At 71.2% G+C, this 20,590-nt stretch carries 14 protein-coding genes and 1 pseudogene; 14 read left to right on the forward strand and 1 reads right to left on the reverse strand.

What is annotated here, in order from left to right; all coding sequences use genetic code 11:
• Positions 1 to 178: 178 nt before the first annotated feature.
• From QP939_RS34990 to QP939_RS35045, 12 genes and pseudogenes are all read left to right on the forward strand, one after another.
• The gene (locus QP939_RS34990; RefSeq protein ID WP_285450600.1) at positions 179 to 1,123 is read left to right on the forward strand and encodes a PucR family transcriptional regulator; all 945 of its coding nucleotides are present in this window, start codon (positions 179 to 181) and stop codon (positions 1,121 to 1,123) included.
• Between the two features lie 86 nt (positions 1,124 to 1,209).
• Complete coding sequence (locus QP939_RS34995) at positions 1,210 to 2,877, forward strand: DUF885 domain-containing protein (protein ID WP_285450601.1); 1,668 nt, start codon at positions 1,210 to 1,212, stop codon at positions 2,875 to 2,877.
• Positions 2,878 to 2,967: 90 nt separating this feature from the next.
• Entirely contained in the window at positions 2,968 to 5,313 is a 2,346-nt protein-coding gene (locus tag QP939_RS35000) for a S9 family peptidase (protein ID WP_285450602.1), read from the forward strand.
• 63 nt (positions 5,314 to 5,376) lie between these two features.
• Positions 5,377 to 6,654, forward strand: a complete 1,278-nt coding sequence (locus tag QP939_RS35005) for an NAD(P)/FAD-dependent oxidoreductase (protein ID WP_285450603.1) — start codon at positions 5,377 to 5,379, stop codon at positions 6,652 to 6,654.
• Between the two features lie 11 nt (positions 6,655 to 6,665).
• On the forward strand, positions 6,666 to 8,711 hold the full coding sequence (locus tag QP939_RS35010) for a prolyl oligopeptidase family serine peptidase (protein ID WP_285450604.1): 2,046 nt from the start codon (positions 6,666 to 6,668) through the stop codon (positions 8,709 to 8,711).
• An 86-nt stretch (positions 8,712 to 8,797) separates the two neighbouring features.
• Positions 8,798 to 9,529 carry a Crp/Fnr family transcriptional regulator gene (locus tag QP939_RS35015; RefSeq protein WP_285450605.1) on the forward strand — a complete coding sequence of 244 codons (732 nt, stop codon included), beginning with the start codon at positions 8,798 to 8,800 and terminating at the stop codon, positions 9,527 to 9,529.
• A gap of 135 nt (positions 9,530 to 9,664) precedes the next feature.
• Positions 9,665 to 12,499, forward strand: a pseudogene (locus QP939_RS35020) (indolepyruvate ferredoxin oxidoreductase family protein); the annotation flags it as partial.
• Positions 12,402 to 13,214: a DUF6537 domain-containing protein gene (locus QP939_RS35025; RefSeq protein ID WP_285450606.1), complete on the forward strand. Its 813-nt coding sequence runs from the start codon at positions 12,402 to 12,404 to the stop codon at positions 13,212 to 13,214. The pseudogene QP939_RS35020 and the gene QP939_RS35025, both read left to right, overlap by 98 nt.
• Positions 13,215 to 13,219: 5 nt before the next feature.
• Positions 13,220 to 14,560 (forward strand): enoyl-CoA hydratase/isomerase family protein, encoded by a 1,341-nt coding sequence (locus QP939_RS35030; protein ID WP_285450607.1) that lies wholly within the window; start codon positions 13,220 to 13,222, stop codon positions 14,558 to 14,560.
• Positions 14,557 to 14,979, forward strand: a complete 423-nt coding sequence (locus QP939_RS35035) for a thioesterase family protein (RefSeq protein ID WP_285450608.1) — start codon at positions 14,557 to 14,559, stop codon at positions 14,977 to 14,979. The genes QP939_RS35030 and QP939_RS35035 overlap by 4 nt, the downstream gene beginning before the upstream one ends.
• On the forward strand, positions 14,976 to 16,625 hold the full coding sequence (locus QP939_RS35040; protein WP_285450610.1) for an AMP-binding protein: 1,650 nt from the start codon (positions 14,976 to 14,978) through the stop codon (positions 16,623 to 16,625). The genes QP939_RS35035 and QP939_RS35040 overlap by 4 nt, the downstream gene beginning before the upstream one ends.
• 42 nt (positions 16,626 to 16,667) lie before the next feature.
• Entirely contained in the window at positions 16,668 to 17,978 is a 1,311-nt protein-coding gene (locus QP939_RS35045; protein WP_285450612.1) for an MFS transporter, read from the forward strand.
• 15 nt (positions 17,979 to 17,993) lie between these two features.
• Here the strand turns inward: QP939_RS35045 and QP939_RS35050 are convergent, their stop codons facing one another.
• A complete protein-coding gene (locus tag QP939_RS35050) occupies positions 17,994 to 18,425 on the reverse strand; it encodes an Lrp/AsnC family transcriptional regulator (RefSeq protein WP_285450614.1) in 432 nt (143 codons plus the stop codon).
• Positions 18,426 to 18,506: 81 nt separating this feature from the next.
• Between QP939_RS35050 and QP939_RS35055 the strand changes: the two genes are divergently transcribed.
• Entirely contained in the window at positions 18,507 to 19,964 is a 1,458-nt protein-coding gene (locus QP939_RS35055; protein WP_285450615.1) for a pyridoxal phosphate-dependent decarboxylase family protein, read from the forward strand.
• Positions 19,933 to 20,544, forward strand: a complete 612-nt coding sequence (locus QP939_RS35060; RefSeq protein WP_285450616.1) for a TetR/AcrR family transcriptional regulator — start codon at positions 19,933 to 19,935, stop codon at positions 20,542 to 20,544. The genes QP939_RS35055 and QP939_RS35060 overlap by 32 nt, the downstream gene beginning before the upstream one ends.
• Positions 20,545 to 20,590: the final 46 nt, after the last annotated feature.

The raw sequence follows: 20,590 nt of genomic DNA on the forward strand, positions 1-20,590 counted from the left end.
AGCCGGCACTTCGGGGACGAGGATGAGGTGCGGGTCAGCTCGGTGCTCAACCGGGCCGTGCCGCCCGAGGTCACCGCCGGCATCTTCGCCCGGGGGGGTCGCCGCCTGGACCGCGCCCGGCGTCGTCGACGTCGAAGGGGCCAAGCCGAGGCTGTGCGCGCCCGTTCGGTGCAGCGGCATGCTGCTGGGCTACCTGTGGCTCATCGACGAGGACGGCTCTTTCACCGCGGCCGAGCGTGCCGCGGCGGCCGAGGCCGCGGCCGCCGCAGGCACCGTGCTCTACCGGCGGCTGCTGCTGCACGAACGGTCCAAAGCGCGGCACGAAGGCATCCTGCGCGAACTCGTTTCGCCCGATGCCGCCATGCGGGCGCAGGCGATCGAAGATCTGAGGGCCGAGCAGCTGTTCGGCGATGAACGCACCCACTTCACCGTCCTCGCCGTGCAGTGCCGCACCGCCGAGCCGGCCGCGCCGCCGCAAGACGTCGCCTTCGAGGCGGCCATCGAAGACGGCGTGCGCGCGGTCACCGACGACGTGGCGCTCATGGTGGCCAACCGGTCGCGGGGCTGGCTCCTGCTCGTCCACCGGCACCCGCCGGCCCGGGCGCTGGCCGACACCGTGGCCGAGCGGATCACCAGCCGGTTCCGGCAGCTCACCGACGGCGGCTCGCGTCCCGTCTTCGGCCTCGGCGGCACGGCCACCCAGCTCGACGGCGTGCTCGGGTCCTACCAGGAGGCGTTGCTGGCCGCGCGGGCCGCGCTGCTGCTGCCCGGCATCGGCGACCTCGCGCGCTGGGGCGAGCTGGGGCCCTACGAGCTGCTGTTGAAGCTGCCGCCGTCCGACTTGCTCGGCACCGCGCAGGTGCCGGCGTTGCTGGCGATCGAGCGGGAGGACGCCCACCACATCCTGCTCGACACGCTGACCGGGTTCTTCGACCACGGCGGCAACGTCCGGCGTACCGCCGACGCGCTGCGCATCCACCGGGCCACGCTCTACCAGCGGCTCAAGCGGGTCGAGCAGATCACCGGCTACAGCCTCGACAACGGCGACGACCGGCTCATGCTGCACCTGGGCCTCAAGCTGCGCGTCATCGCCGCCGCCTACCGCGACCAGCTCGGCGGCTGAACCGCGACGAACGTGCAGCGGCCGGCGGGCAACACGCGACCGTTGTCGATTTCGGGCCGGTCACCCGTGGCCATAAGTTCGCCGGTATGGCGCAACCGACTGATCCACTGGCCGACGAGCTGTGGGCGCACCTGCGGCGGACCCAGCCGCACTTCGCGCTGCACGCGGGCGAGCCGGTCACGCAGCTTCCCCGCGGCACCCACGAGGAGGCGGTCGACGCCGCCGCACTGGGACGGCGGCTGCTGGCCGGACTCGACCGGCTGCCCGGGTCCGCCGCGGGCACCTCGACCGCCGCCGTGGTGCGCGAGCTGGCCGGCCAGCTGGCCGGGGCCGACGAGGACTACTGGTGGAGCTTTCCGGTCGCGCCCTACCAGACGTTCACCTGGACCGTGTTTGGACAGCAGGTGTTCCGCCCGTTCACCTTCGCCACCGGCGACGACGTCAAGCGTTATTTGTCGCTGGTCAACGACTTCACGCGCACGGTCAAGGCGGCGCGGACCAAGCTCGCCGGGCAGGCTGACCGGGGCATCGGGCTGCCGCGCCCGGCCCTGCCCGGCTTCCTGTCCACCGTCCGCACTCAGCGCGGCGCCGCCGCCGAGTTCCTGCGGCCCGCCGAGTCCCGCCTGGCCGATCTCGACGCCGCGGCCCGCGGTGAACTGGTCGACGGCGTGGACCGGCTCATCGTGGACGAGCTGCTGCCCGCGTTCGACAGGGTGCTCACCTACCTGGACGGACCGGGCGCGCGTCGCGCGGTCGACGGCGTCGGGCTCGGCCAGTACCCGGGCGGTGCCGAGGCTTACCGCAGGCTGGTGCGCCAGTACGCCACCTACGAGATCGATCCCGCCGACGTGCACGAACTCGGCCTGGCTCAGGTCGAGCGGCTGACCGCGCAGCTGGCGGAGATCCGCCGCGAGGCCGGCTTCGACGGCGACGAGACCGCCTACCGGGCTGTCCTCGAAGCCGACCCGCGCTTCCACGCCCCCGACGCCGAGCACGTCGCCGCCACCTACCGCCGGCACATCGCCGCCATCGAACCCCGGCTCGACCAGTGGTTCCGCGTCCGGCCGCGGGCCGCCTTCGGCGTCCAGCGGCTCGACCCGGAACTGGAAGCGGGCATGACCTTCGGCTACTACGAGCCGCCCATCGCGACGAACCCGGTCGGCCGGTACCGGTTCAACGGCTCCGGCCTGGCCGACCGCGCCCAGATCTCGGCCGCCGCGCTGATCTTCCACGAACTCGTGCCCGGCCACCACTTCCACCTGGCCCGGCAAGCCGAGGACGCCACTCTGCACCCGCTGCAGGCGCAGGGCGCGGCGGAGTTCTTCGGCGCTTACACCGAGGGCTGGGCCGAGTACGCGGCCTCGCTCGGCTTCGAAATGGGCCTCTACACCGACCCGTGGGACCGCTACGGCGCCTGCCTGCACCAGCGGTTCGTGGCCCAGCGGCTGGTCGTGGACACCGGGCTCAACCTGCTGGGCTGGCCCGAGGACAAGGCCCGCGCCTACCTGGCCTCGATGACCATGGAGTCGCCGGCCCAGGTGGCCTCCGAAGTCCTGCGCTACGGCACCGACCTGCCCGCCCAGTCGCTGTCGTACCGGCTCGGCTCGGAGAAGTTCTGGCAGCTGCGCCGGACCGCCGAACGCGCGCTGGGCAGCCGGTTCGACGTGCGCGACTTCCACGAAGTCGTGCTGGGGTGCGGCACCCTGCCGCTCACCGCCGTCGAGCGCAACGTGGACAGCTACCTGAACGGCTGATCTCCCGAGCTCGTCACCGCAGACGATTCACGCGACCGCGCGGCGGTCCCGAACACACGCCGGTCGATCCACCCGGCAGGAGGAGAGCAGGTGTCGGATCTGGTTTTCATGTCCCACGAGCACGTCGCCCGGATGAACGAGCTGCTGGCGGCTTCCGATGAGGTGCTGGCCGCGTGTGCGGCGCTGGACCGGGATTACGAAATCGCCTACGAGCTGAGTGGCGGCCCGGACGGCACAGCGCATTGGGTTTTGCGTTTCGATCGTCGTTCCGGCGCGCGGTTCTCCCTCGAGCCGCCGCGCGACGCCGATCTCACCTACTTCGGTGACTGGACGGAAGTGATCCGGGGGAGCAGGGCCGCCCGGAGCGGTGAGCCGGTCGAGGCGAACTTGACGACGGCCGGCGATGTTTCGGTCACCGAGCGGGTCGCTGATGCCTACGCGACGGCCCAGCGCGTCGCGACGATCCCGACGGAGTTTCCCGATGTCCTGACCGTGGCGCAGCGGAAGGTCACCGAGCACCTGAGGGCGGTGCACGAGCCCGCTTTCGGGCTGCCGCACTCGATGCGTGAGCCCCAGGTGACTCGCGACGGTTCGCGGACCGCGGTGACCGGCGCCGTGTTCGACGAGCTGGTGGGCTTGCCCCGGACCGCCGTGTACACGGCCGAAGACGGTGAGCTGCGGCCGGTGACGTCTGGGAAGGGCTCGTCGCGCGGTGCGCGGTTTTCGCCGGACGGGCGGACGCTCGCGTTCCTGTCCGACCGTCGTCAGGCCGGTGTTTTCCAGCTCCACCTGCTCGACGGCGACCACTTCGGCGAGGCGCGGCCGGCGCCGGAGGTGCCCGGCACCGTCGAGTACGTCCACTGGTCGCCCGACGGCGACAAGCTGCTGCTCGGCGTGGCCGGGCTCGGCGCCGAGCTCTCCGGCGGGCAGGGCTCGGGCCGGAACTCGCAGCAGGCGCGGGAGCGGCCTTCGTGGTTTCCCGAGGTGGACGACGGCACCGACGACGCCGGGTGGCGGAGCCTGTGGGTGCTCACCGTCTCGACCGGCGAGCTGACCCAGGTGTCGCCGGCCGGGCTGAACTGCTGGGAAGCCGGCTGGTGCGGTGCCGACCGGGTCGTGGCCATCGCGTCCGTCGCGCCGGGCGAGGACGACTGGTACACGGCCCACCTCAGCCTGATCGACCTCGACGGGCACGCCCGCCAGCTGCTCGGCAGCGACGTGCAGCTGGGGCTGCCCACCGGGTCCCCGGACGGCAAGTGGGTGACCGTGGTCGAGGCCGTCTGCAGTGACCGGTGGCTGGTGGCCGGTGACGTGCTGCTCGTCGAGACGGCGACCGGCGCCGTGCGGCGGCTCGACACGCGGGGCGCCGATGTCACGCACCTGCAGTGGATCGACGCCGAGCGACTCGGCTACGTCGGGTTGCGCCGGCTCGACTCGGTGGCCGGGGTCATCGGGATCCCCGGCGGCGCGGTCGAGGAAGTGCTGTCCACGGATTTTTCGTGCTCCGCCGGTGGTTTTCTCCCGCAGGGCTCGTTCACCGCCGACGGTCGCGTGCTGACCGTGCGGGATTCCTACGAGCAGGCGCCGCTGCTGGTGCTGAGCGGCTCGGCGCCGCTCGCCTCGGTGGCTCACCCGGGCACCGAGTTCGTGCGTACGGTGGCGGGCAAGGCCGAGGTCGTGACCTGGACGGCGCCCGACGGCCTGGAGATCGACGGGATCCTCTGCCGTCCGGCGGGAAACGGGCCGTTCCCGCTGGTCGTGAGCATCCACGGCGGCCCGGTCTGGGCGTACCAGAACTCCTGGTCGATGCGGTACCCGTGGGTGCCGCTGCTGGTGGAGCAGGGCTACGCCGTGCTCAGCCCGAACCCGCGCGGCAGCTGCGGCCGGGGACAGGAGTTCGCCGGACGCGTCGTCGGGGACATGGGCGGTGCCGACACCCACGACTTCCTTTCCGGCATCGACGCGCTGGTCGAACGCGGGCTCGTCGACGGCTCGAAGGTGGGGTTGATCGGCGGCAGCTACGGCGGGTTCATGTCGTCCTGGCTGGTCACGCAGGACACGCGCTTCGCCGCGGCGGTGCCGGTTTCGCCGGTGACGAACTGGTACAGCCAGAGCTTCACGAGCAACATCGCCGCGTGGGGAAACCGCATTCTCGGCGCGGATCCGGAGCTGCCCGGCACCCTGGCGCACACCCGCAGCCCGGTGCTGCACGCGAGCAAGGCGCGGACGCCGTGCCTGAACGTCGCCGGCGCGCTCGACAACTGCACGCCGCCCGGCCAGGCCCGGGAGTTCCACCAGGCCCTGCGCGCGCACGGGGTGCCTTCGGCGCTGGTGATCTACCCGGAGGAAGGCCACGGCGTACGGGCTTTCCCCGCCCAGATCGACTTCCTCGCCCGGGTGCTGCAGTGGTTCGAGCGCTACATGCCCGCGTCCTGACGCGGTGTCGCGCCGGGCGCCCGAAACGGGCGCCACGGTTTTCCGTTCGGTGAAAGGGCAAGCATGGTGGACGTGGTGGTGATCGGGGCCGGCGTGATCGGGTCGTCGATCGCGCTCGAGCTCGCGCGGGCGGGGCGGAAGGTCGTCGTGCTCGACCGCGCTCCCGGCGCGGGACAAGGGTCGACGTCGGCGTCGAGCGCGGTGGTGCGCTTCAACTTCTCGACCGCGGCCGGGGTGGCGATGGCGTGGGAAGCGCAGTTCGGGTGGCGGGACTGGGCCGGGCACCTCGGCCACGACGTCGGCGACCTGGCGCGGTTCCGCCGGTGCGGTCTGGTCATGCTGGACGTCGACGCGGCACCGCGCGCGTCGTGGCTTCCGCTGTTCGACGAAATCGGTGTCCCCTATGAGGAATGGGATGCTGCGACGCTGGCGGAGCGGATCCCGGGGATCGACACCGGCCGGTACTGGCCGCCGAAACGCCTCGACGACGACGCGTTCTGGGAGGACGCGCCGAGTGCGCTCGGCGGCGTCTTCACCCCGGACGCCGGGTACGTGTCGGATCCGGCGCTGGCCGCGGTCAACCTGGCCGCCGCGGCGGCCGCCGAAGGCGCGGAGTTCCGCTTCCGCGGCACGGTGACGGCCGTGGAGAAGTCGGGCGGGCACGTCGCGGCGGTCCGGCTGGCGGACGGCACCCGGATCCCGTGCGGGGTCGTCGTGAACGCGGCGGGCCCGTGGTCGGGTGCGGTGAACCGGCTGGCGGGGGTGGGTGCGGACTTCACGGTCGGCCTGCGTCCGATGCGGCAGGAGGTCGCGCACGTGCCGGTGCCGTCGGGGTACCGCGGGCCCGCCGTCGGGGACCTGGATCTCGGCACCTACTTCCGCGGTGAGGTCGGCGGCGACCTGCTCGTCGGCGGCACCGAGCCGGAATGCGATCCGCTGCAGTGGGTCGACGACCCCGACGCCGTCGACGTCCACCCGACGGCCGCGGTGTTCGAGGCCCAGGTGACGCGGGCGGCGCGTCGGCTGCCGGACCTCGCGGTGCCGAACCGCCCGCGCGGCGTCGTGGGGGTCTACGACGTGGCCGACGACTGGACGCCGATCTACGACCGCACCGACCTCGGCGGCTTCTACGTCGCGATCGGGACCAGCGGCAACCAGTTCAAGAACGCCCCGGTGGTCGGCCAGGTACTGGCGGAGCTGATCGAACGGGTCGAGAACGGCGCCGACCACGACGTATCGCCGGTGCGGTTCCGCGCGCCACGCACCGGGCTGGAGATCGATCTGGGAGCGTTTTCCCGGCGGCGCACCAAGAACACGACCTCGGGGACGGTGATGGGCTGATGGACTACCCGGTGACGAGAACCGTCGATGCCCAGGACACCGTCATGGGCCTCAGCTTCCCCGATCCCTACCGGTGGCTGGAAGACGACTCCGCGGAAGCGGAAGCGTGGCAGCGGGCGCAGAACTCCCTCACCGACGCGTTCGTCGAGGGCTGGCCGCACCTGGCCGCGCTTCGGGCCGCGGTCGACCGGTGCGTCGCGGACGGCACCGGCTCGGCCAACTGGATGGTCGAGCCGGCCCCGCGCTTCGCCGGCGGCCGCTGGTTCCGCCTCGACCGGACGCCCGCACCGGACTACCCGGACCGGGCGGCCCTCGTGGTCTCCGACCGCGCGGAAGGCCCCGGGCGGGTGCTCTACGACCCCAACCACGACGGCACCCGGCAGATCTCGTGGATCACGCCCGCCCCGGACGGGCGGACGGTCGCACTCGGGGTCTGCGAGGGCGGCTCGGAACTCGGCGAGATCTGGTTGCTGGACGCCGAAACCGGCGCTCGGCTGCCGGACCGGATCCCCCAGCCGACGATGGGGCCGCTGGTCACCCCGCAGTGGCTGCCGGACAGCTCCGGGTTCTTCTACACGGCGGGCGACCTGTCCGCGGAGTCGTTCGCCTTCCGGGTCTACTTCCACCCGGTCGGCGGCGAGCCCGCCACCGAACCCGAACCGATCGAGATCCCCCACGGACCGACCGTCCAGGTGGCCGCGGACGGCAAGTACGCCGTCGTGACCGCCGTCTGGCCGCTCCCGCAGTACGTGTGCGACCTGCCGGACCGATCGTGGCGGCCGTTCGTCCAGGGACTCGACGCCTCGGTGGTGGGCGTCATCGACGGCGACCGTTACGTCGCGGTCACCAACCACGGCGCACCGCGCGGCCGGATCGTCGCGATCCCGTTCGACGCGCCGGCGCCCTCGGACCCGGCCACCTGGCTCGAGCTGGTCCCGGAATCCGGTCGTGTGCTCGGCCAGGTTCGGCTGATCGGCGGCCGCCTGGCCGTCACCGGCTCGGTCGACACCGAAGCGCGCGCCTGGGTCTTCGACCGCGACGGACGGGAACTCGAAGAGGTACCGCTGCCCGGCCGGGGCGCGCTGCCGCTCGAGGTGCTCCCGACCGCCGCCATCGCGCCGGACGGCCACCCGGACGAGTTCGTCTTCCTGTTCTCGACGCCCACGTCGTCGCCCGGGCTGTACCGCTACCGCCTGGGCTCCGGGCAGGTGGACACGCTGCGGGCCCCGCGCGTAAACCTCCCCGGCGCGACGGTCTCACTCCGCTGGGCGCGGTCCGCGGACGGCACCGAAGTGCCCTACCACCTCGTGCTGCCGGGAAGTGTGGACAGCAGCCGGCCACTGCCGACGCTCGTCACCGCCTACGGTGGCGGCCGGGTCGCGTGGCCGGCGCAGTTCCCCGGCCCGGTGGCGGCGTTCGTCGAGGCCGGTGGCGCGCTGGTCATCTCCCACCAGCGCGGCGGCGGCGACCTCGGCTCCGACTGGGCCGACGCCGGGCGTCTCAAGCACAAGCAGAACAGCTACGACGACCTCTACGCGATCGCCGGACACCTCGTCGCCACCGGGGTGACCACCCCCGGCCGGCTCGCGGTGACCGGCTGGAGCAACGGCGGGATCATGGCCGGGACCGCTTTCGCGCAACGCCCGGATCTGTGGGCGGCGGTGGTGGCCCAGTGCCCGGTCCTCGACATCATCGGCTGCCACCGGCACCCCTACGGCCGGTTCGCCATCACCGCGGAGTTCGGCGACCTCGGCGACCCGGACGACGTCGCCCGCCTCGCCGGGATGTCGCCGTACCAGCTCGTCGAGGACGACGTGGCCTACCCGGCGCTCTACGTGCACGCGGGCGGCGCCGACGTCGCGTGCCCGCCCGGACCGACGCGCAAGTTCATCGCGCGGGCCCAGGCCGCGAAGGGAGCCACGGCACCGGTGTTGCTCCGCGTCTGGGAGAACGTCGGGCACGGAACGGCCACGAGCAGGTCCGAAGGCGTCACCCACGTGACGCACTGGCTGGCCTTCCTGATGCGACGGATGGGCCTCGTGCCGCGGCCGTCGTGACCGGCGCTCGGGCCGAGCACCTACCACGCTCTACTAACGACCGATAGTATCGCCTGGTCGTGCACGGTGGCGCGAGGAGGTTCTCCATGACGACGGCCCACTCCGAGCCCCGTCCGGGCTGCGGTGACCGCTCGCCCGCGGTGTCGATCACCTCACCGTTCCTGCTGACTGAGGACCCGTCGATCTCCGAAAGCATCGCGGCGCTGGGCGAGCCTCGCTGCTATCGCGCCGGCGAGTTCGTCTATCGCCAGGGCTCGACGTCGGAGTACTTCTACCAGGTGGTGCACGGGAGGCTGCGGCTCTACCTCACCCGCGCGGACGGCTCCGAGCGGGTGCTGTCCTACGCCGAGCCGGGTGCCGGGTTCGGGGAGTCGACCTGCTTCGACGGCCTCCCGCGCTACGCCTCCTGCGTCGCGATCACCGACAGTGAAGTCCTGGCCATCAGCCTGCGGGCGATCGTCGACGCGGGGCGGCACCGGCCGGACATCCTGCTCGAGATGACCCGGCGGGTCTCGCGGAAGTCGCGGCTGTTCGCGATGCACGTCGCCGCCGACGGCCTGCCCGCGCACGGCCGGGTCGCCCTGCTGTTCGACCACCTGGTCGAGGCCTACGGCGTCGTCCAGGCCGACGGGTCGGTCCGGCTGCGGGTGCAGTATTCGCTGGACGAGCTGGCGTTGCTGGTCGGGGTGACCAGGGTGACCATGAGCCGCGTGCTGGCCCAGTTCGTCGAGGACGACATCGTGCGCCGGCACGGGCGGGAACTCGTGCTGCCGAACCTCCCCGCGCTGCGGGAGGTCGCGGGCGACTACCGGCCCTGACCGGAATTCACCCGCCGGGTTCGCCCCGGCGTATCGCGTGTTACGGACAACCCGGCTGTCGCGGAGAGACGCTCTCGGTCACTCGTCGCCTACGAAGACCTGGAGCGTGCATGACGATCGACGGCCACCCGGCCCCACCACACCGGCGTCGCGCTGGACGACCGGTTCCGGCTCGAGGAGGGCCGCGTCTTCCTCACCGGCGTGCAGGCGCTGGTCCGCGCCCCGGTGGACCAGGCCCGGCGGGACCGCCGCGCCGGACTCCGGACGGGCACCTTCATCACCGGGTACCCGGGCTCGCCGCTGGGTGGTTACGACCTCGCGCTCAAGCAGAACCGCCGGCTCCTCGCCGAGCACGACATCGTGCACCGGATGGGCCAGAACGAGGAACTCGCCGCCTCGGCGCTCATGGGCACGCAGCTGCTGGAGCGTTACCCGCACAGCCGCTTCGACGGGGTGACGGGCTTCTGGTACGGCAAAGGCCCGGGCCTGGACCGCGCGGGGGACTCGCTGCGCCACGGCAACTTCGGCGGCACGACCACCCACGGCGCCGTCGTCATCCTCAGCGGCGAAGACCACGAAGCGAAGAGCTCTTCGCTGCCGTACGAGCAGGAGTACGCGTTCGCCCACGCCGGCATCCCGGTGCTCTACCCGTCCTCGGTGGCGGAGTTCCTCACCTACACCCAGCACGCGGTCGCGATGTCCCGCTTCTCCGGCTGCTGGGTCGCGATGAAGCTCATCGGCCAGCTGTGCGACGGCGGCCAGACCATCGACCTCTCGCCCGATCAGCACCGGATCGTGGTGCCCGAGTTCGAAATCGACGGCAAGCCCTTCCGCAAGCGGCAGGACCACCAGTTCTTCCCCGGCGCGGTGGTCGAGACCGAGCGGCACGTGTTCACCGAGCGCCACCCGGCCGCGATCGCCTACGTCCGGGCCAACGGCCTCGACGACGTCCCGGTCCGCGGCTCCGGCGACACCCTCGGCCTGATCGCCGCCGGGAAGAGCTACGCCGACACCCGGCAGGCGTTCAACGACCTCGGGATCGGTGAAGAGGATCTGCGTGCGGCCGGGATCCGGCTGATCAAGGTCGGCGCGCTGTACCCGCTCGACGGCGACTTCATCCGCTCGGCGACGGCGGGGCTCGACGAGGTCCTCGTCGTCGAGGAAAAGCGCCCCATCCTCGAAGACGCCGTGAAGGCCGCGGTGTGCAACCTCGCGGCCGCACCGCGGGTGCACGGCAAGCGCGATCTCGACGGCAAGCCCCGCTTCGCCGAGTACGGCAGTCTCGACGCCGACGCCGTCGCCACCGGGCTGGCTCCGATCCTGCGGGCCCGGATCCGCGAGCGCGTCAGCATCACCCGCCGCGTCGACGAGCTGGAGAAGACGCGTGCGCGTGACTACGCGGCCACGGCCAAGCGCGCGCCCAACTACTGCTCGGGCTGCCCGCACAACGTCTCGACGAAGGTCCTCGACGGCCAGGTCGCGTGGGGTGCGCCCGGCTGCCACATCTTCGCCGCCATCATGGACCAGCCGGAGCGGCGCATCGACGCGACGTTCCCGCTCGGCGGCGAAGGCGTGGCCTGGATCGGCCTGAGCCCGTTCACCGACCGGGACCACGTCATCCAGAACCAGGGCGACGGCAGCCTGTTCCACTCCAGCTACCTGAGCATCCGGTTCTCCATCGCCGCCGGCGTGAAGATGACCTACCGGATCCTCTACAACGGCGCGGTCGCCAACACCGGTGCGCAGGAGCCGATCGGGGCGTCCGACGTCCCCAAGCTGACCCAGCTCCTCGCGCTCGAAGGCGTCACCAAGATCGCGATCATCGCGGAGGACCCGAAGGTCTACCGCAAGGCCGACCTGCCCTCGATCGCGTCCGTGCACGGCGCCGACGCGGTCGAGACGGTGCTGCGCGACCTGGAGCAGACCGATGGCGTCACGATCTTCCTCTACGACGGCGAGTGCGCGAACGAGCGCCGTCGTCGCCGCAAGCGCGGCACCGCCCCGAAAGCGAGCAAGTTCGTCGTCATCAACGAAGACGTGTGCGAGAACTGCGGTGACTGCGGCGAACTCACCAACTGCATGTCGCTGCACAAGAACGACACGGAGTTCGGCCCGAAGACCCAGGTGCACCAGTCCTCGTGCAACCAGGACCACTCGTGCTTGAAGGGCGACTGCCCCTCCTTCCTGACGGTGTACAGCGAGGACGGCCTCGCCAAGCCCGCTTACACCGCGGTGGAAGCCGCCGAGCTGCCGGAGCCGGATCTGCCGGTGCTGGACCGGCCGTACCACGTGTTCATCCCCGGCGTCGGCGGCACCGGCGTGCTGACGTTGAACTCCATGCTCGCGTGGGCCGCGCTCATCGACGGCGCCGAGGCGGTCAGCTACGACCAGACCGGGGCCGCCCAGAAGTGGGGTGCGGTGCTCAGCAGCCTGGTGCTCAGCCCGCGCGGCACCCGCGTCGCCGGCAACAAGGTCGGGATCGCCAAGGCCGACCTCTACCTCGCGGCCGACGCCATGGCCGCGGCCGACCCGGTGAACCTGGACCGCTGCTCGCCCGAGCACACCGCGGCCGTGATCAACACCGGGCTGCTGCCCAGCGGCGAGATGATCCGCAACAGCCGGCTGGAGGTCTCGGTCGACCCGATGGCCGACGCGGTCACCCGCTTCAGCTCGCGAGTGGTCACCGTGGACGCCCGCGCGATCGCCGAGACGGTGTTCGGCGACCACCTGGCCACGAACATGGTCACCCTCGGCGCCGCCTACCAAGCCGGGCTGCTCCCCATCTCCGCCACGGCGATCGAAAGCGCGATCGAGCTCGAACGGCACCGCGAAGGTCCAGAACTTGCAGGCTTTCCGGTACGGCAGGCTGGCCATGAGCGACCCGGGCCGGGTGCGCGACCTGATCTCGCCGCCTGCGCGGGACGCCGACGCCGAGCGGCGGCACAACCGGGAACTGCTGAGGGAGAATGACCGCGCCGCCTACGACTCCCTGAACGAGCGCGTCCGCGGACTGTCCGAAGAGGACCGGCGGCTGCTGGCCGTGCGGATCGCGGAGCTCATCGCCTACCAGGACGTCGACTACGCCCGGCGCTATGTCGACATCGTCCTCGACGTCGCGGAACGCGAACGCGCGAAGCTGGGGGAGCGGACCGGGCTGGTGATCACCCGGGAGGTGATCCGCAACCTGTACAAGCTCATGGCGTACAAGGACGAGTACGAAGTCGCCCGGCTGCACCTGCGCGCGAGCCGGGAGCAGAAAGCGGCGAGCGTCTTCGCCGGAACGACGAAGGTCAAGTACAACCTGCACCCGCCGATGCTGCGGGCGATGGGGATGAAGAACAAGATCTCGGTCTCCGAGCGGTGGCTCAACCCCGCCTTCACCGCGCTGACCCGGCTGCGACGCCTGCGCGGAACGTGGTTCGACCCGTTCGGACGCGACCGGGTGCGCAAGGAGGAACGCCGTCTCATCGGCTGGTACACCGACCTCGTCCGGTCCGCGATGGACGAACTGAAACTGCAGAACAAGGCCGCGGTGCTCGACATCGCACGGCTTCCCGACGGCATCCGCGGCTACGAAGACGTCAAGCTGCGCTCGGCCGCGGAAGCCACCGCGCACGCCGAAGTGCTTCGCGGACGGCTCGCGAACACGTTGTCCCTGCCCCTGCTGACGAACACGGAGAACTGACCGACATGCCCGACACCACCACCGACTTCACCGGCGACTTCGACAAGGACTCAGCGCTCGCTTCGGAGCACTTCGCGGCCATCGACGTGGAGATCGCCGCGCTGCCGCCGAAGCCCGAGCGCACCGAAGACCAGCAGGCGCAGGCCGACGCGATCCTCGACCGAGGCCGCGTCACCCGGGAGCGGTTCCTCGCCCGGCACGTCGAGGCGGTCTACGACGCGGTCACCGACCACTGCACCCGCACCCTGCGCGTCGCCGAGCTGGCCTACGCGGTCGCCGAGCTCGTGCCCGGTCTCGTGCCGACCCGGGCCCGCATCGCCGAAGAGCGCCGGTATCCGCAGAAGCACAAGGAGGGCTGGGAGTTCGACCAGGGAATCCTCATCTCCCGGGTGCTCGACAACGCGCGCACCGGCTACCACCTCATGCACGCCATGGCACAGCCGCGGCGCGAAGCGCTCGAGCTGCTCGACGAGCTGCGCCGGACCGATCGCGTCGACCTGGGCACCAGCCTGGTCGAGCGGCGCGGCAACGTCGGGCACCTGACGATCCAGCACCACAAGTACCTCAACGCCGAGGACGACGAGTCCACCGCCGCGATGGAGACCGCGACGGACCTGATCCTGCTGGACGACCGCATCGAGGTCGGCGTGCTGCGCGGTGCCGAGGCCGTGCACCCCAAGTACGCCGGCCGCCGCGTCTTCGACAGCGGCGTGAACCTGACCCGGCTCTACCACGGCGAGGTCTCGCTGATCGAGTTCTTCATCGAACGCGAGATGGGCCTGATCACCAAGTGGTACCGGGGGCACTCCCTGGGGGCGGGGGAGGTGTCGATCGTCGAAAACCGCCACGAGAAGCCGTGGATCGCCGCCGTCGACACCCACGCCATCGGCGGCGGCTGCCAGTTCCTGCTGGTCATGGACCGGGTGGTCGCCCGCTCGGGCGCCTTCGTGAACCTGCCGGCCCGCAAGGAGGGCTTCCTGCCCGGCTGCGGGAACATGCGGCTGCCGCGGTTCGTCGGCGAGAAGGTGGCCCGCCAGGGCATCTTCTTCAACCGCGACATCTACGTCGATTCCCCGGAGGGCCGGCAGATCGTCGACGACCTGGTGACCGACGAAGCCGGGATGCAGGCCGCGATCGCCGACGCCGTCGACGCGCTGACCGCCACCGGCTCGGTCGGCGTCAACGCCAACCGCACCCAGCTGCGCGTCGCGGCCGAACCCCTGGAGACGTTCCGCCACTACATGGCCAACCTGGCCATCGGCCAGGCCCGCTGCATGTACTCCCCGGCGATCATCCGCAACCTCGAGCTGGCCTGGGACCCGAAGCGCCGCGGCGGCGTCAAGTGAGCGCGCCCGAGGTTCCCCTCGAACGGTCCGGCCACGTCGCGAAGACCGTCGACGCCGCCGACTGCGTCCACCGCGGAGGCTACGACGTCCTGTCGACGCCTTCGGTCGTGCGGCTGCTCGAAGAAGCCGCGATGGCGGCGCTCGGACCGTTCCTCGGCACGGGCCAGAACAGCGTCGGAGCCACGATCGACATCGCGCACGTGCGTCCCACCGTGCGCGGCCAGTCGGTCACGGCGACGGCCATGGTCACGGCGGTCGACCGCCGGCGGATCACCTTCGCCGTCGAGGCCGCCGACGACGTCGAGGTCATCGCGCACGGCAGGCACGAACGCTTCATCGTCGAGGACGCCGCGCTCGCCCGGCGCCTGGCGGAGAAAACGGCCCTCGTCGAACCGGCCCGGGCGGAGACCACGGCATGAGCGCGCCGCCCTCCTACGCGTGTGGCAGTACCGACCGGCCGCTCCTGGGCGAGACGATCGGGGCCAACCTGCGGCGGGTGACCGAGCTGCACGGAGATCGCACCGCGCTGGTGGATCTCACCCATCACGCCCGCTACACCTACGAGCGACTGTGGGAGGAGACCGGCCGGGTCGCGGCCGGTCTGCTCGCCCGAGGGGTCCGGCGCGGCGACCGGGTCGGGGTCTGGGCCACCAACCGGCACGAGTGGGTCGTCCTGCAGTTCGCGGCCGCCCGGATCGGTGCCGTCCTGGTGGCGCTCAACCCGACCTACCAGGCCGCCGAGCTCGCCTACGCGTTCGCGCAGTCGGAGACGTCGCTGCTGCTGCACGCCGCCTGGTTCCGGTCGACCGACTGCCGCGACGTCGTCGCCGAAGCTCGCCGACGCTGCCCGCGGCTGCGCGAGGTGATCGTGTTCGAAGACGGCTGGATCGACCTCGACGGGGATCTCGCCGCGGTCGAGGGGCACGAGGACGACGTCGACTTCGACGACCCGGTCGCGATCCAGTACACCTCCGGCACGACCGGGCGGCCCAAGGGCGCGACCCTCACCCACCACAACCTGCTGAACAACGGTCACCTCGTCACCGCGGCCATCGGGTTCACGGAACACGACCGCGTGTGCGTGCCGGTGCCGCTCTTCCACTGCTTCGGCATGGTCCTCGGCACGCTCGGCGTGAGCTCGCACGGCGCCGCGCTGGTGCTCCCGGGCGGCACGTTCGACGCCCGGCGCACGCTGGAAGCCCTGCGCGCCGAGCGCTGCACGGCCGTCTACGGCGTGCCCACGATGTACCTGGCCCTGCTCGAAGACCCCGGCCTGGCCGAGTTCGTCCACGACGACCTGCGCACCGGCCTGATCGGGGGAGCGCCGTGCCCGCCCGACCTGCTGCGCCGGATCCGCGCCGAACTGCACCTGCCCGAGCTGTCCACGGTGTGCGGCATGACCGAGACGTCGCCGATCTCGACCCAGACCCTGCCCGGCGACCCGGCACACCTGCGCGACAACACGGTCGGGCGGCCCGCCCCGCACGTCGAAGTCAAGATCGTGGATCCCGCGACCGGCAGCGTCGTCCCGGCCGGTACCCCCGGAGAACAGTGCACCCGCGGCTACAGCGTGATGGCCGGCTACTGGGACGACGACGCCGCGACACAGGAATCGATCAGCTCCGCCGGCTGGATGCACACCGGCGACCTGGCCGTGATGGACGAGAGCGGCTGCGTGACGCTCGTCGGGCGGCTCAAGGACGTCATCATCCGTGGCGGCGAGAACATCTACCCCCGCGAAATCGAAGAACTGCTGCGCGGCCACCCCGCGGTCAGCGACGTCCACGTCGTCGGCGTGCCCCACGAGCGCTACGGCGAGCAAGTCATGGCGTGGGTGCGGCCGCGCCCGGGGGAGCGAATCGACGGCGACGACCTCGCCGGGTTCTGCTCCGGTCGCATCAGCCGCTCGAAGATCCCGACGCTGTGGCGGTTCACCGACGACTTCCCGACGACCGGCAGCGGCAAGGTCCAGAAGTTCCGCATGCGCGAAATCGCCATCGCCGAACTCGGCCTCGGCGAGTCGACCCCGTCCGGTGCGGCGCCCCAGCAGCCGGCGGCCGTGTAGCCCTTTTTCCCTCCTCCCCTTGCGTCACCCGGAAGGACCCCCATGACCAGATCAGGCAACCCGATGACGCGGATCGCGCTGGCGAGCATGACCGGAACCGTCATCGAGTTCTACGACTTCTTCGTCTACGGCACGGCCGCGGCCTTGGTGTTCAACAAGGTGTTCTTCCCTGAACTCGGAGCCGTCCAGGGCACCGCGCTCGCGTTCGCCACCTTCGGGGTGGCCTTCGTCGCCCGGCCGTTCGGATCGATCGTCTTCGGTCACTTCGGCGACCGGATCGGGCGCAAGCGCACCCTGGTGACCACGCTGCTCATCATGGGGCTCTCCACGGTCGCGATCGGGATCCTGCCCTCGGCGAGCTCGATCGGCGTCATCGCAGCACTGGCGCTGGTCGTCCTGCGCATCGCCCAGGGCGTGGCCGTCGGCGGCGAGTGGGCGGGCGCGACCTTGCTGACCGCGGAGAACGCCCCGAAGGCCAAACGAGGCAAGTACGCGCTGTTCCCCCAGCTGGGGCCGTCGGTCGCCTTCGCCTTGTCCAGCGCGACGTTCTTGCTCACCGCGTTGACGATGAGCAGCGCGTCGTTCCTCGCGTGGGGCTGGCGCCTGCCGTTCCTGGGCAGCCTGCTGCTCGTCGGGATCGGGCTCTACGTGCGGCTCAAGATCGAGGAGACCAGCGCGTTCAAAGCGACCAAGTCCGTCGCCAAGATCCCGATGTTCGAAGTGGCCACCCGCCAGCCGCTGCAGGTCTTCTTCGGGGCCATGGCCACCACCACGGTCTTCGCGTACTTCTACATCGGCGTCACGTACCTGACCACCTACGGCACCGCGGTCCTGCACCACCCGCGCACCACGGTGCTGGCCTTCGGCATCCTGGGCGGTCTCTCCTTCGCGGTGACCACGATCCTCGGCGCGATCGGCTCGGACCGCTTCGGGCGCCGGAGGATGGTGTTGATCGGCAACCTCGCCTCGGCGGCGATCGGACTGGTCACCTTCCCGATCCTGAACCTGGGCACTCCGCTGTCGTTCGTCATCGGGATGTGCGTGCTGCTCGGGGTGGTCGGCATCGCCTACGGCCCGGTCGGGGCCCTGCTGCCGGAGCTGTTCGCCGCTCGCTACCGCTACACGGGCGCCGGTCTCGCCTACAACCTCGCCGGGGTCATCGGCGGCGCCGTCACGCCGCTGTTCGCGACGCAGCTGGTGGCCGCCTACGGCAGCAGTGCCCTGGGCCTCTACCTCTGCGGCCTGGCGCTGGTCAGCGCGCTGTGCACCGTGCCACTGCGCGACACGCGCCACGTCGACATGCTCAACGCCGACACCGCCTCCGGCGCGCCCGCGGAGTCCGTCCGTTCGTAGGCCCGAGCGGCGGGGTCACTTCACCGTTTTCATCGGGAACTGCGAGTTGGTGCGCGCGACTCCGGGCAAGCGGGTGAGGGTCGTCATGTAGACCTGCTCGTAGGCGGCGAGATCGGCGACGGCCACCCACAGGAGGTAGTCGGGCTGACCGAACAGGCGGAAGCACTGTTCGACGGCGTCGACCTCCGCGATCCGGGCTTCGAAGGCCTCGATGGTGCCGATGTCCTGGGTGGCCATGTCGATGTGGACGAGGACGCGGAAGCCCCGGCCGAGCGCGGCCGCGTTCACGGCGGCGTGGTAGCCGGTGATGACGCCGGACTCCTCCAGCGCGCGCACGCGGCGCAGGCACGGGGACGGCGTCAGGCCGACCTTGTCGGCGAGTTCGGTGTTGGCGAGCCGCCCGTCGGCCTGCAGGTGGCGGATGATTGCGCGATCGGTGCGATCCATGGGCACAGTATGCCAATCATGGTGGCTTTACAGAAATAAGATGGCATCGAATGCCACCCGTTGTGCCATACCGTGCCAGGTATGAGTGAGCTGGTACTGACTGATGAGGAACGCGCCAGGGCGGGCGAACGTCTGGTGGCGCTGCTGGACCGATACGAGCGGGATCTCCCCGGCGCGCAGGTGCTGCCGGAGCCTGACCGCGATCGGCTGGCGGCGCTGCTCGCGGATTCGGTGCCGGACAAGGGCATCGGCGTCGACGGCTTGTTTGACCGTCTCGAGGACACGATCCTGCCCAACTCCGCGACGGTGGCGCACTCCCGGTTCCTCGCTTACGTGCTCGGGCCGCCCAACGGGGTCGCCGCGTACGCCGAGGCGGTCGCCGCGACGATCAACCAGAACTGCAACTTCTGGCAGCTGTCCCCGGCCGCGAGCGTCGTGGAGAGGTCGGTGCTGGAGTGGCTGGCCTCGGTCGTCGGGTTTCCGGCCACCGCGAAGGGCATCCTCACCGGCGGAGGCTCGCTGGCCACGCTGCAAGCCATGGCGACCGCCCTGGACGACCGCGTGCCCGGCTTCCGCGAGACGGGACTGCAGCGCTCGGCGCCGCCGCTGGTCGTCTACACCTCGGTCGAGGCGCACCGCAGCGTCGACAAGGCCGCGGCGATCCTCGGCATCGGCCTCGACCACGTGCGGCACATCGCCACGGACGAGCACCACCGGATGGACGTCACCGCGCTGACCGCGGCGATCGACGCGGACCGCGCGGCGGGCCTGCGGCCGTGGTGCGTCGTGGCCACGTGCGGCACGGTGGCGACGGGTTCGGTGGACCCGCTGGACGCGATCGCCGACGTGTGCGTCGAGCAGGACCTGTGGCTGCACGTGGACGGCGCGTACGGCGGGCTCTTCTTGCTGTGCGAGGAGATGCGGGAGCCGATGGGGGGAGCGGCCCGAGGCGACTCGATCTCCCTGGACCCGCACAAGCTGCTGTTCGCGCCGCTGGAGGCGGGCTGCCTGCTGGTGCGCGACGGTGCCAAGCTGCGGGCCGCGTACGCGTTCGACTCGTCGTACCTGACGGTGGCCGAAGACCCGCTGCTGACCGACTACATGGACTACGGACCTCAGCTGTCGCGGAACTTCAAGGCGCTCAAGGTGTGGAGCGCCCTGCAGGCGTTCGGCGTGGACGCGTTCCGGTCCGCGACCCGCCGGACGCTCGAGCTGGCGCGGCGGCTCGGCCGCGGCATCGAAGCGATCGACGGCCTCACCCTGCTCGCCCCGGTCACGCTGACCGCGGTGTGCTTCGTCGTCGACGGCGCTTCCCAGGACGAGCAGACCGAGTTGCTGGAGACACTGGCGGCGGAGAACACCGCGCTGCTCGGGCCGGTGCTGATCGACGGCCGGCACGGTGTCCGCGCCTGCGTCACCAACCACCGCACGACGGCCCGGGACGTCGACCTGATCCTCGCGCGCCTCCGGGAGATCGCAATCGACCGGGGTTCCCTATCATCAGGGGGTGGCGAGTTCCAAGACGTCGACGGGGCGTAGCGAGGCCAAGACGACCGTGAGTCCGGGCGCGGTCCGCGACGCCGCGTTGACGCTGTTCGCCGAGCGGGGCTACCACGGCACCGCGCTCAGCCAGATCGCCGACGCGCTGGGGATCCGCACGCCCAGCCTGTACAACCACATGAAGGCCAAGCAGGACCTCCTGCGCGACGTCATCCTGGAGACCAGCCGTCAGGTCTGGGCGGACCACGAGCAGGCCGTCCACGGGGTGGGCGACGTCGTCGAGCGCCTGCGCCGGTCCGCGCGCGTCTACGCCCTGCGGCACGCCACCCACCGCCGGGAAGCGCTCATCGTGAACCGCGACGTCGCCAGCCTCGAGGAGCCGGTGCGTTCCGAAGTCCTCGAACTCCGGCGCCGGCACGCACACGCCATCCGCGACCTGATCGAGGAAGGCGTCGCCGCGGGCCGGTTCACCGAAGACGACCCCACGCTGGCCGCGTTCGGCATCCTCGAAATGTGCGTGAGCATCGCCCGCTGGTTCCGCGAAGACGGTCCGCAGTCCGCTGAGGCCGTCGCCGAGACCTACAGCCGTTACGCGCTGCGCATCGCCGGCTTGACCTGACCGGTCGCGTTTCCTCCCTTGTCAATTCCCGGGTCGCTGGCTAACC

Source organism: Amycolatopsis nalaikhensis (assembly GCF_030264295.1).
Taxonomy (GTDB): Bacteria; Actinomycetota; Actinomycetes; order Mycobacteriales; family Pseudonocardiaceae; genus Amycolatopsis; species Amycolatopsis nalaikhensis.